Genomic DNA, 11,246 nt, shown 5'->3' with positions numbered 1-11,246 from the left:
GTCGGTATCGGAGGGAGCGGCCGTGGAACTGTTCGCGCTGGTCTCGCTGGCTCTGGTGGCAGGGGCGGTGTCGTTCAGCTCCCCGTGCGTGCTGCCGCTGCTGCCCGGCTACGTGTCCTACGTGTCCGCGCTGTGCGGCGCGCCGTCCGGTGTCGGTGCGCCTGCGAGCACGCTCGGCCTCGCGCAGCGGCGGCGTGTCCGGCTCGGCGCCGGGTTGTTCGTCGCCGGGTTCGCGACGGTGTTCACAGTGCTGGGCGCCACGGCGTCGGCGCTGGGGCTGCTGCTGCGGCAGAACCTCGGCATCATCAACCTCGTCGGCGGTGCCGTCGTGGTCGTGCTGGGCCTGGCCATGACCGGTCTGCTGCGGATTCCGTTGCTCCAGCGACAGGCCCGGTTCGAGCTGACTGCAATCGGCACCGGACCGGGAGGTGCGTTCCCGCTGGGCGCGGCGTTCGCGTTCGCCTGGACGCCGTGCGTCGGGCCGGTGCTGGCGTCCATCCTGACCGCGGTGGCGGGCTCGGCCGACCCGGGGCGAGGCGCCGTACTGCTGCTGGCCTACGCCCTCGGGCTCGGCGCGCCGTTCCTGGTCCTGGCCGCAGGCGTGGCGCGGGGGCGCGACCGTTTCCGCTGGCTCCGTAACCACGCCCGGTGGATCGAGATTGCCGGTGGGATCGGCCTGGCGATCACCGGGGTACTGATGATGACGGGCGGCTGGACGCTGATCATGAGCCGGATGCTCTCGGTGTATGCACGGTTGCAATGGCCCCCGATCTAGCGTCTCCCACCCAGCCCCCATCGAATGGTGGGCGGATCGCCGCCGAGTTCGACCGGATCACCGATGCGCCGCGCCCGAGAAGTGTGAAGTGCCGGGTTTGGTGGAGGCTCGGTTCTCACGCTCTGGCGGGCTGCCGGGCGGTGTCGGTGTCGGCGTGTTGGGCCTCGCGCTCGACCGGTGGGATCAGGCCGAGTTCGCCGTGTAGGCGTCGGTGGTTGTACCAGTCGATGTACTCCGCAATGGCAAGCTCGAGGTCGTCGGTGCCGCGCCACGGCCCTCGGTTTCGGACCAGTTCGGCCTTGAACAGCGAGTTGAACGCCTCCGCCATCGCATTATCGTAGGAATCACCGACCGACCCGACAGAAGCGACCGCATCGACTTCGGCGAGCCTCTCCCCGTAGCGTACGGCAACATATTGCACTCTACGGTCCGAGTGGTGTATCAATTCCGAGAGATCTCACAACCGCGGCTTCCTGGCCCGGCTGCTTGGGCGGGTGATGCGACGGGTGAGCAAGCCCTGGCACATGTACCCGGTCGGGCTGCTCATGGGACTGGGATTCGACACGGCCACCCAGGTCGCCCTGCTCGTGCTCGCCGCCGGCTCGGCGCTCACCCTGCCCTGGTACGCCATCCTCGTCCTGCCGGTGCTCTTCGCCGCCGGGATGAGCCTGTTCGACACCGCCGATGGCATCTTCATGGCCCGCGCTTACGGCTGGGCGTTCCTCAAGCCCGTGCGGAAGGTCTTCTACAACCTGACCGTCACCGTGCTCTCTGTCGTCGTCGCACTGGTCGTCGGCGTGATGGTGCTGATCGGGTTGCTTGTGGAGAGGCTCGGCATCGACACCGGTCCGTTGGCCGCCATCGGCACCCTCGACCTGAACTACGTCGGCTACACCGTCGTTGCCCTGTTCGTGATCACCTGGCTCGTCGCGTTGGCGATCTGGAAGCTCGGCCGTATCGAGGAGCGCTACAGCACCGCCACCAGCCCGGGCAACCCCGAGCCCGGGGCCACTGACCGCCACGAGCGGTTCGAGCAACAGGCCGGTGCCGACACCGCAAACGGTCTAGTCATGCCGCGGGACGAGTGGCGCGGCGGTGGATCGCAGCGTCCACCGACCGGGCGATCCCCGAAGCTGGGTGGCGGTCAGGGGGGCGATGTCGATGCGCCAGAATGCTGAGAGCGGGGCGTCGAGCGCGGCGAGCACCGCCGACCGCACGACAGCCGGATGGGTGACTGCCACCGTGTGACCGCCGTCGTCGGGCACCGTGTCGAGCCAGTCGGCCACGCGGGCCAGCAGCTGCACGCGTGACTCGCCGCCGTGCGGCGCTGAGTCTGGCTCGGACAGCCACGCCGTCACGGCGTGCGGCTCCGCAGCAACGACCTCGTCGAGCATGCGGCCACGCCAGCGGCCGGGATCCCAGTCGGCCAGCGCCGGTTCGATCACAGCCGAGAGTCCCAGCCCGTCGGCGGTCTGGCGGCACGCAAGCGCCGGCGAGGTCAGGACCCGGACCGCCCGGGGCAGCCGACCGCGCGCCTGCTCGACCCTGCCCGCCCCCCGGGCGTCGAGCGGCTCGTCCGAGGCGAACGCGGCCGAGTTGGTGGCCGAAGTCGACGAATGGGACACCAGCGTGATCCTGCTGCTCATCGACCCTCCGAAGCGGCCTGACGCCCCCTTGACACCGATTCGGCCCGCACCCACACTACTTATCTGAATATCTGTTCAGATGAGTGTAGGTGTCGTTCTAAAGTACGTGGACGGCAGCCTCCCCGACAAGGAGATCCGATCATGACTCAGGCGGCGGCACTCCCCGCGTCCACCCCGGTCACCATCCCCCTGAACGAGCTCCTCCCGTGGGCGGTGTTCGCCGGGGTCATCCTGCTCTCGCTGCTCTATCTAGTGGGCATGGACCAGGGCGCCACGTCGCTGATCTCGGGCAGCATGCTGCACGAGTTCGCGCACGACGGGCGCCACCTCCTTGGCTTCCCCTGCCACTGACGGCCGGGACCCCCACCATGGTGAGGAGCCTGCTGATCCGGGGCATGATCGCCGGGCTCGTCGCCGGCCTGGCCTACTTCCTGTTCGCCTATCTGTTCGGGGAACCTCCCGTCGAGGCGGCTATCGGTTACGAGGACCAGGTCGCCGCCGCGGCGGGCGAGGTCTCCACAGAGGAGCCGCTCGTCAGCCGTGGGATCCAGAGCACCCTCGGGCTGGCCACCGCCGCACTGGTCTACGGCGTGGTGGTCGGCGGCGTCCTGTCGCTGGTGTACGCGTCGGTGGTCGGGCGAGTCGGCCGGCTCAGCGCGCGGGCGACCGCGGCTGTGATCGCGGGGATCGGGTTCGTCTGCGTAGCCCTCGTCCCGTTCATCAAATACCCGGCCAACCCGCCGGCGTCGACGCTCGACGCCACGGTCGGGCAGCGCACCGGACCCTTCATGGTGCTGATCATCGTGTCGGTGCTGCTCGCCGTCGGTGCGGTGATGCTGGGCCGTAGCCTCGCCGGGCGGATGGGTTCGTGGAACGCCACCCTGGTGCCGGCCGCTGCCTATCTCGTCGCGGTGGGGATCGTCGGGTTCCTCCTGCCGACGGTCGCCGAGACCCCGGCCGGTTTCCCGGCCTCCGTGCTCTACGACTTCCGGGTGGCGGCGATCGGCGGTCAGCTCGTGCTGTGGACCGTAGTCGGGCTCGTGTTCGGTGCGCTGATCGATGGCCGGTCGCGGCGGCGCTCCGGTAGCACCGTCAGCACCGCCGCCGGATAGTCCAGGGCTCGTTTCCGCGGAACGAGGAGTGCGCCGGGTGAATCATCCCCGACAGGTCGTCGGCTGGGCGGCCTGGTTCGCCGTGCTCGGCGATCCCAGCCGTCTGATGCTGCTCGTCCTGATCGCCCGCGACGGTCCGATCTCGGTCTCGGATCTCGCCGCCGCGAGCGGGCTCAAGGCCACCACGGTGTCCCACTCGCTCCGCCTGCTGCGCGTGTAAGACATGGTGCGCACCGAGCGTGACGGGCACACCGTGCTGTGCCGGTCGGCCCTCCACCCGGTCAACGACCTGCTCGACCGCGTGGTGGACTCCGCCGGACCCGACCACGAGGATGCGCCCCGTTGAGATCGTTCCTGCTCTGCGCCGTCCGGGTCGGCGCGGCCCTGCTGCTCACCGCCGTGCTGTTCCCCCTGACCTCCGGCACCGCCGCCGCTCACGGGGGCGGGCTCGAAGCATCTCCGAGCGTCGCCCGGATCCTCGCGGTGGATCCGCTGGTGCCCGGCCTCGCCGTCGCGGTCATCGAGGTGGGCGCGCGGCTGCGCATCGTCAACGACACCGGCGAGCCCGTGCAGGTCGTGCCGGCCGGGCCCACCCGCGGGGTAGAGCCGGTCGTTCCCCCCGGTACGACCGCCCGCTGGGCCGACCCGCGGATCGACGCCGCGATGCTCCCCATCCCTGCCGAGGGCGTCCGCGCCTGGTCGGTCCCACTGCTCGTCGGCGACCGCGAGGTCACCGTACGCGGCGAGCAGGTCTTCCCACCGGCCCCGACCGCGGGACTGTGGTGGCTGGCCACGGCCGTCGCCGCTGTCGTCGCCGGAATGATCGGCATCATGGGGGTGACCCGCAGGTGGGCCGCCCTCGCGACTGCGGCGATCACGGTGCTCGTTGTCGGTGCGCATGTGGTTCACGTCCTCGGCGCGGCGCTGGTCCCGGATGACCAGGCCTACCTCCTCGTCGTCGTCAGTGGCGCCGGGCTCGGGCTTGCAGCGTGGCTCGCCGGGGCCGTGGGCGTGGTCCTGACCGTGCTAGGGCGCCGGTTCGGGCTGCTGCTCTGCGGGCTGGCCGGCGCTGTCCTCGCGATGATCACCGCATTCGGTACTGTTGGCTTCTCCAACGCCGTGCTCGCCTTCGGCTGGAGTGCCGGGATCGATCGGCTCACCACCGTACTGACCTTCGGCGCCGGGATCGGGCTGTTCCTCACCGGGTTCGCGGTGCTCCGCGCCCTCACCCCGGACCTCCCGGTGGGTGACGACGATCCGCCGCCCGCGGGAGACGCCGCGACCGCCGACGCCACCAGGCGGTCCGGGAGCCTGCGGTGAGCCGGACCTCGCAGGTCGCCGCTGCGGCCCTCTTCGGGGCACTTGTCCTGGCGGCGGGCTGCGGCGCACCGCCGACGAACCCCCCGGCCATCGCCCCGACCACCAACGACCCGACTGCCGACTCCCGGGCCGCGACCACCGCCGTCCCCACCGCGCAGGTTATCGCGGTGACCTTCGCCGACGGCCGCTCCGACCGGGCCGCGGACCGGATCGCTGTTCCACTCGGCGAGGCCGTGGAGCTGACCGTCACCAGCGACGTCGCGGACGAGGTGCACCTGCACGGCTACGACCGGTCCGCGCTCGTCACGGCAGGCGGTTCAGCGACCCTGTCATTCACCGCCGACATCCCCGGGGTGTTCGAGATCGAGCTCGAGGAGTTGGGAGAACCGCTCGCCCGGCTCGAGGTGAGCTGATGCTGCTCGCCCACGGTGTGGGCACCCGCGACGACCTGCCGATCCCGGCCACGCTCGCCGCGGTCGGTGCCGGCCTCGCGGTGGTGATCTCCTTCGCCGTACTCGCACTCTGTTGGAGCACCACCCGGCCCGACGGTGCTACGGCGGGCCTTCCACTCCCCGGCCCGATCGCGGCGGTGCTCGACAGCCCGCTGCTGCGCCAGGCCCTGCGGGTGACCGGCCTGTTCGCCGCCACGGCGGTCGTCGTCGTCGGGCTGTCCGGTCCGGACGACCCGAGCGACAACGTGGCGCCGTGGGCGCTGTACGTGACGTTCTGGGTCGGGCTGGTACCCGCGTCCCTGCTGCTGGGGCCTGTGTGGCGGCTGCTCAACCCTCTGCGCCTGCTGCACGCGATCGCGTCCCGCGCGGCACGCATCGACCCCGACAAGGGTCTGCGCCGGCTCCCCGACCGCATCGGGATCTGGCCCGCAGCGGCGTCGCTGGGGGTCTTCATCTGGCTGGAGCTCGTCCATCCGGACCCCGCGAACCCTCGCTTGGTCGCCGCCTTCGTCCTCGGATACTCCGCCGTCCACGTCGGCGCCGCGGTGGTGTTCGGCCGGTCCTGGTTCGACCGCGGCGACGGTTTCGAGGTGTACTCGACGCTGCTGGGATCCCTCGCCCCGCTGGGCCGTCGCGCCGACGGACGGCTCGTGCTGCGCAACCCGATCGACGGACTGGGCTCCGTGCCCGCCGTACCCGGGCTGGTGGCGGTCGTGGTCGTGCTCGTCGGATCCACCGCGTTCGACGGGCTGTCCCGGACCTTGTTCTGGGCCGCCTCTGCGCCCGACGGGCCGCTCTGGCGCACCGTAGGCCTGGTGATCGCCACAGCCGCGGTCGCCGCGCTCTACCTCGCGGCGACTCGCCGACCGGACCCGCGGCCCGGCGCCGGCCGGGCCCCGCTCCCGGCGAGCTACGCCCCCACCCTCGTCCCAATCGCCGCCGGCTACGCGATCGCCCATTACTTCTCGCTGCTGCTCTTCGACGGGCAGCTGACGTTCATCCTGGCCAGCGACCCGCTGGGAAGCGGCGCTGACCTGTTCGGCACCGCGAGCCGCACCGTGGACTACGCGGTGGTCAGCACCACGACTATCGCGCTCGTCCAGCTGGGCGCGATCGTGGTCGGACACCTCGCGGCCACGGTGAGCGCACACGACCGCTCGTTGCGGATGTTCCCGGCGCCGATCGCCACCCGCGTGCAGTATCCGTTGCTTGGCGCGATGGTGGCACTGACCTGCGGGGCAGTGGGCCTGGTGTTCGCGCCGTAGGCCGTGATCACGCCGAAGATCAGTGACGCGGAGCTGGCCACTCCGGTTCTTCTGGGGGACTGCGGTTGCACCTGGTGTGCACCCTGCACAGGGCTCCCGGTCGGGTTCGCCCCGAGTCGTGACGGCCGTTGTCCTTCGGCCCGGCCGTCGTTGCCGCCATCGCCTTGCTGTCCGCACACTCGCGCCCGGTGCCCACGCCGCGACGCCGCCATCGGCCCCGCCAGGGGGGAAGCACGGGCTGGACGAACGACACAGCCACCACCGCGCCCACCACGAGCACCGCGCGCCGAGCGGCAGCAACGAGCTGATCACGCCGAGCCTGCATGACCAGTGTTGGACTCTGTTGGGTGAACGAGGCTGCGGATGCGGCGTGGTCCGCGTGCCCCGTTCGCTGTGGGCGGCAGACTCCGAGCCGGCGGCCGTCCGTCGCCCGGAGGAGGGAAGAAGTGAGGACCGTGCTGGTCGCGGTGTCCGCCGCCGCCGCCCTGCTCCTCACGGCCCCGGGCGCGTGGGCGCAGCCTGAGCCTCCACCGAACCCGTCGGACCAGGAGCTTGCGGCGGGCCGGGAGGCGGTGGTCGAGCAGGCTGCGGAGCTGGGACGGCTTTCGCTAATCGTCGCCGATCTCGATCGCCGGGCGGGCGAGGCGCGCGCGGCGCTGCAGGACCGCCGGGAGCAGGCCTTCGCGCGGCTCACCGAGGCTCAGGAGGCCGCGGCCGGCGCCGCCGCGGCTGCGGACCGGGTGGAAGGCGCCCGGATCGCGACAGGCGCCGCCGGGTCGGCGATCGAGGAGGCGCAGCAGCGGCTCGATGTGTTCGTCGCTGCCGCCTATCAGCAGACCATCGACCTCGGACCGCTCGGGTTGCTGACCGACTCGGCCACGCCCGAGGACCTCATCGCGCGGGCAGAGTTCGGGAACGTGGTCGCGACCGAGCAGGCCCGGGCCATGGACGCGCTGGGTCGGGCGTTCGTGGAGGAGGTCAACGCGGAGTCGACCCTGCGGGCCGCGGCGGAGGAGGCACGGGTCTTCAGCGAGGAAGCCGAGCGCGCTCGGGTCGCTGCAGAGGCCGCAGTCGAGGGGGCGCGCGCTGCCGTCGGCGAGGAGGAGTCGCGCCTGCGCGAGCTCGACGCGGAGCGGGCCGCGGTAGACGCCGAACTCCAGCGGGTGCAGACCGCCGACCAGCGGCTGCGTGGGCAGCGCGCGGAGTACCAGTCATACCGCGAGAGGGCGGACCGAGCGGTGGAGCAGGAGCGTCAGCGCGCCGCGCAGGCGGCGGCCGCCGGGGATACGGCGGCAGGTCCACCCCGTGCGGCCGACCTGGGGCCGGAGTACGGCTGTCGGGCAGGTGTACCTCGCTGGGGACCGGTGAAGCGCTGGGTGTCCGACGCGGGCCAACTGCTGCGCTGCCGCTTCGGCATCGCCTCGGTGGGCGGGGTGGGGCCCCGTGGCCGGGCGTCGGACCACCCGGTCGGGCTGGCTCTCGACTTCTTCGTCGACCGGTCCACGGGAGACGCACTGGCCGAATGCGCCATGCGCAACCGCGGCCCGCTCGCCGTCAAGTACGTCATCTTCCGGCAGCGCATCAACAGCGGCACAGGATGGCGGCAGATGGAGGACCGCGGCTCGCCGGTGGAGAACCACATGGAGCATGTGCACATCTCCTTCGACTCGGCCTCGGGCGGGTCGCTCGCGTCGGTGCGGTGCTGACCGGACTCGGTGCCGTCGTCCCGCGGAGACGTAGAGCGTCACAGCGACGAACCGAGTGTTCGGCGACGAGGACGAAGGCGTCGCCCCGGCTGCGGTCCCGGTCGTGCGCGACCGGCTCCAGCTGCTCGATCGCATGCCGAGGCACAGCCTCTACGGTGAACGCGCGGACCAGCGCCGGTGGCAGATCCGGGGCGGACTGCGGCGCCGCACAGCCGTACACGACAGTGCCACCCGAACCGGATCGCGTCATACCGGGACGGCGCCGGTCAGCATGAGGTACAGCGCTATCCCCGGCAGGAGGTTGTTCACCTGATGGGCCACGATGCTGGCCAATAGCCGTCCGGTGTACAGCCGGGCGAGGCCGAGGGGGATCGAGATGACCAGCAGCAGCGGCACGCGGGTGATCTCGAAGTGCGCCAGCGAGAAGATCACCGTCACGAGACCGAAAGCCACCCAGCGCCCCGCGCCCAGCTTCTCCACAGCGCCCCACAGCAGGCCGCGATAGAGGATCTCTTCGCACACCGGTACCACGAGCACGACGATCAGGAGGATCAGCACAGCGGCGGCGGGTTCGGCGCGCCGACCGCCGAAGAGGTCGCCCACCGCGGACGTCACGTCCGGCCCGACCGTCGCGACGAACACCGCGGTCGCGACGAGCGTGAGGACCAAGCCCGCGACCCCGAACGCGAGGCCGATCTCGAGGTCCCGCCACGACCACACCAGGCCGAGGTCCGCCTTCGGACCGTCGCCGCGCCACCGGGTGATGAGCAGCGCCACCGTGGCGGCGAGCACGGTCGGCACCGCGACGACCACGCCCAACGCGACCGCGCTCGGGTTCTCCCCCGCGACGAGCGGGGCGACCAGGGCCGACACGCCGAGGAACACCAGCTCGGCGAGCACGAAAGCGCCGAGGCCCCAGCGGTGGCGGCGCTGCGGTCGCCCGGGTGGCCGCGAATCCGGCCTTGCGGGCGGCGATCCGCAGGCCGCCGGTCCGGGGTTGCCGTGGGCTTGCGGGCCCGAATGCGCGAGGAGTGGGTCCGGCGAGTACCTCGTGGCCGGCTGGTCCGAGCCGGGCGGGTACGGCCGCGCATCCGGCCGGCCCGTCCCGGTCGGCGATCCCCCCTCGGGTGAGCCCATTCCCCCAACGCTACCTGCACAGCCCCCTCCCGCCCGGCGAACGGCCGACGTCGCCACGACGCTGGCCGTACGCCTGTCAGGATCATGAGGTCGTGCCGTGCGGCGAACCCCTGCCGCCGGCGATCGGCGCAACCCGGATGCGCGCTCGCCAGGCACTGCGCCCGCTCCCCGTCGCCCTCCTGTCCGCTCGATGTGGGGTGGCGCCGCCGGCTGCGGCAGGTCCACCAGCGTCAGGAACGCTGGGTGGGCGTGAGGACCGGGGGAGCGTGTGCGGCGGGCATGATCGTGCTGAGCAGGGTGCTGGTTCGGGATCCGGTGCCGACGAACTCAGTGCCGACCTTCTGGCGCTACGGGCACGGCGGCGTCGGATCGGTTGAGCGGGCGCGTGGTGGTGAGCACCGCGGGGGTGTGGCTCGCACCGATGCTGGTGGCGCCGCCGCTGTTCACCCGCGACGTCTTCAGTCACCTCGCCCAGGGAACGCTGCCGCTGCGCGGCCAGGATCCTTACCAGGTCGGCCCCGAGGTCCTTGGGAATGTGCTCAGCGAGAACATCCACTACTTCTGACAGGGCACCTCGGTCTCCTTAGGGCCGCTGTTCATCCTGCTCCCGCATGAAAGGCCTGGACGTAGGTGGAGTGGCTGGCGCTGCGCCTCTTGTCGTGGACGCGCGCGGTCGGGCAGCGGCAGGCACTCAGGGAGTGAAGGTGCGCAACGCGTCTTGGACGGCCGGGTCGACGTCGAGATTGCCGTACTCGCACTGCGAGGCGTTGTTCGTGCCCGGTTGCCAGGCCCACATCATTGCGCCCGCGTAGCCACCGACGGTGGTGTACACCCTGGCCTTGGCGAGCACCTGCTCGGTGCGCGCAGCGAAGTCGCGGTCGCAGCCGGCGCCCGACTCCGAGGCGTAGAGCCCGAACTCGCCGACGATCACCGGCTTGCCCGCCGCGTCGGCGCGGGTGCCAGGGCCTTGATTGGACTCGACCTCGTTCTCGTCGTACTCGTGCAGCGAGGCGATGTCGACGCCCGGGGACTCGTTCAGCGTCGCGAAGTCCCCGTCCTCCCCGACCGCGTACGGCGCGAGGGTGCCGGTCGCGAAGAGGCGGTCAGGGTCGATCCCGTCGGCCACCGCGCCCATCTCGTCGTAGAACGCGCGCAGCGCCCCGTCCTCGTAGTCGGGCTCGTTGAAGTACTCGAACCACGCGATCGTGGTCTCGCCGCGGTAGCGCTCCACTACCGAGGACATGTGCTCGCGGAAGGCGTCGCGCTCACCCTGGTCGTCGAACCAGTCGGAGTTCTTCTCCGTCTCCCCGCAGCCGCCGATCGCATCGTCGAGGGTGATCGTGAGGTAGATGCCGTAGCGCTTGGCCGAATCCACGGCGGCGTCAAGCCGCGCGACGTCCCAGTTCTCGAAGAAGAACAACCGCACCCCGGCGTGCCCGTCGCGGCGCAGCGAGGAGAACCAGGCGTCGACGTCCTCGGCCGACATCTGCTCATCGGCGTTGCCGCAATCGCCCGACCAGACGAAGGAGTTGTAGCCCAGCAACCACCACGGCTGCCCGTCGCGCAGGATCCGGTCGCCCTCGACGGTGATCGGCACGTCGCTACCGCGACCGTCGCCGACGGGCGGAGCAACGGTAGAACCGGTACCCCCGACGGTGACGATCGCGGTGACCGCCCCTACGACGATCAGCAGCGCCAGCCCGGTGCCGATCACCAGGCGACGTCTCCGGCGTGCCGAGTCGACCGCAGGAACTCGGCGGCTGTCGCGGCGCCCCGAAGTGCCTCGGGCAGCGGCTCCTGCAGATCTAGAGCTGCGCTCGCGGGGGCCCCCGC

General features: G+C 71.4%; 14 protein-coding genes and 1 pseudogene. 11 read left to right on the top strand and 4 right to left on the bottom strand.

Annotation, left to right across the window (positions count from 1 at the left end):
- The first annotated feature begins 22 nt into the window (after positions 1 to 22).
- Entirely contained in the window at positions 23 to 775 is a 753-nt protein-coding gene (locus tag I4I82_RS02190) for a cytochrome c biogenesis CcdA family protein (RefSeq protein WP_218595037.1), read from the top strand.
- Between the two features lie 115 nt (positions 776 to 890).
- Here I4I82_RS02190 and I4I82_RS02185 read toward each other — a convergent pair whose 3' ends face one another.
- Complete coding sequence (locus I4I82_RS02185; RefSeq protein ID WP_372451707.1) at positions 891 to 1,196, bottom strand: integrase core domain-containing protein; 306 nt, start codon at positions 1,194 to 1,196, stop codon at positions 891 to 893.
- A 40-nt stretch (positions 1,197 to 1,236) separates the two neighbouring features.
- Between I4I82_RS02185 and I4I82_RS02180 the strand changes: the two are divergent.
- Positions 1,237 to 1,755 (top strand): annotated as a pseudogene (locus I4I82_RS02180) (HoxN/HupN/NixA family nickel/cobalt transporter); the annotation flags it as partial.
- Positions 1,756 to 1,839: 84 nt separating this feature from the next.
- On the opposite strand, the gene I4I82_RS02175 reads toward I4I82_RS02180, so the two are convergent.
- Complete coding sequence (locus I4I82_RS02175) at positions 1,840 to 2,421, bottom strand: histidine phosphatase family protein (protein ID WP_218595035.1); 582 nt, start codon at positions 2,419 to 2,421, stop codon at positions 1,840 to 1,842.
- A 141-nt stretch (positions 2,422 to 2,562) separates the two neighbouring features.
- Between I4I82_RS02175 and I4I82_RS02170 the strand changes: the two genes are divergently transcribed.
- From I4I82_RS02170 to I4I82_RS02140, 8 genes are all read left to right on the top strand, one after another.
- Positions 2,563 to 2,772: a CbtB domain-containing protein gene (locus tag I4I82_RS02170; RefSeq protein ID WP_218595034.1), complete on the top strand. Its 210-nt coding sequence runs from the start codon at positions 2,563 to 2,565 to the stop codon at positions 2,770 to 2,772.
- 17 nt (positions 2,773 to 2,789) lie between these two features.
- Positions 2,790 to 3,533 carry a CbtA family protein gene (locus I4I82_RS02165; protein ID WP_218595033.1) on the top strand — a complete coding sequence of 248 codons (744 nt, stop codon included), beginning with the start codon at positions 2,790 to 2,792 and terminating at the stop codon, positions 3,531 to 3,533.
- A 37-nt stretch (positions 3,534 to 3,570) separates the two neighbouring features.
- Positions 3,571 to 3,753 carry an ArsR/SmtB family transcription factor gene (locus tag I4I82_RS02160; protein ID WP_218595032.1) on the top strand — a complete coding sequence of 61 codons (183 nt, stop codon included), beginning with the start codon at positions 3,571 to 3,573 and terminating at the stop codon, positions 3,751 to 3,753.
- A 3-nt stretch (positions 3,754 to 3,756) separates the two neighbouring features.
- Positions 3,757 to 3,879 (top strand): hypothetical protein, encoded by a 123-nt coding sequence (locus tag I4I82_RS34350; protein ID WP_267460597.1) that lies wholly within the window; start codon positions 3,757 to 3,759, stop codon positions 3,877 to 3,879.
- Positions 3,876 to 4,853, top strand: coding sequence for a hypothetical protein (locus I4I82_RS02155; RefSeq protein ID WP_218595031.1), 978 nt, complete (start codon positions 3,876 to 3,878; stop codon positions 4,851 to 4,853). The genes I4I82_RS34350 and I4I82_RS02155 overlap by 4 nt, the downstream gene beginning before the upstream one ends.
- Positions 4,850 to 5,266 carry a cupredoxin domain-containing protein gene (locus tag I4I82_RS02150; RefSeq protein WP_218595030.1) on the top strand — a complete coding sequence of 139 codons (417 nt, stop codon included), beginning with the start codon at positions 4,850 to 4,852 and terminating at the stop codon, positions 5,264 to 5,266. Before I4I82_RS02155 ends, I4I82_RS02150 begins: the two co-directional genes overlap by 4 nt.
- Complete coding sequence (locus I4I82_RS02145; protein WP_218595029.1) at positions 5,266 to 6,570, top strand: hypothetical protein; 1,305 nt, start codon at positions 5,266 to 5,268, stop codon at positions 6,568 to 6,570. Before I4I82_RS02150 ends, I4I82_RS02145 begins: the two co-directional genes overlap by 1 nt.
- A 455-nt stretch (positions 6,571 to 7,025) precedes the next feature.
- Complete coding sequence (locus tag I4I82_RS02140; protein ID WP_218595028.1) at positions 7,026 to 8,276, top strand: coiled-coil domain-containing protein; 1,251 nt, start codon at positions 7,026 to 7,028, stop codon at positions 8,274 to 8,276.
- A gap of 246 nt (positions 8,277 to 8,522) precedes the next feature.
- On the opposite strand, the gene I4I82_RS02135 is transcribed toward I4I82_RS02140, so the two are convergent.
- Entirely contained in the window at positions 8,523 to 9,176 is a 654-nt protein-coding gene (locus I4I82_RS02135; protein ID WP_218597207.1) for a CPBP family intramembrane glutamic endopeptidase, read from the bottom strand.
- Positions 9,177 to 9,798: 622 nt separating this feature from the next.
- Here I4I82_RS02135 and mptB point away from each other — a divergent pair.
- On the top strand, positions 9,799 to 9,978 hold the full coding sequence (mptB, locus tag I4I82_RS02130) for a polyprenol phosphomannose-dependent alpha 1,6 mannosyltransferase MptB (RefSeq protein ID WP_267461569.1): 180 nt from the start codon (positions 9,799 to 9,801) through the stop codon (positions 9,976 to 9,978).
- A gap of 126 nt (positions 9,979 to 10,104) precedes the next feature.
- Here the strand turns inward: mptB and I4I82_RS02125 are convergent, their stop codons facing one another.
- On the bottom strand, positions 10,105 to 11,127 hold the full coding sequence (locus I4I82_RS02125) for a cellulase family glycosylhydrolase (RefSeq protein WP_218595026.1): 1,023 nt from the start codon (positions 11,125 to 11,127) through the stop codon (positions 10,105 to 10,107).
- Positions 11,128 to 11,246 lie beyond the last annotated feature (119 nt).

This window comes from Pseudonocardia oceani, from assembly GCF_019263585.2.
GTDB classification, from domain to species: Bacteria; Actinomycetota; Actinomycetes; order Mycobacteriales; family Pseudonocardiaceae; genus Pseudonocardia; species Pseudonocardia oceani.
This window is presented reverse-complemented; position numbering and strand designations above follow the sequence as displayed.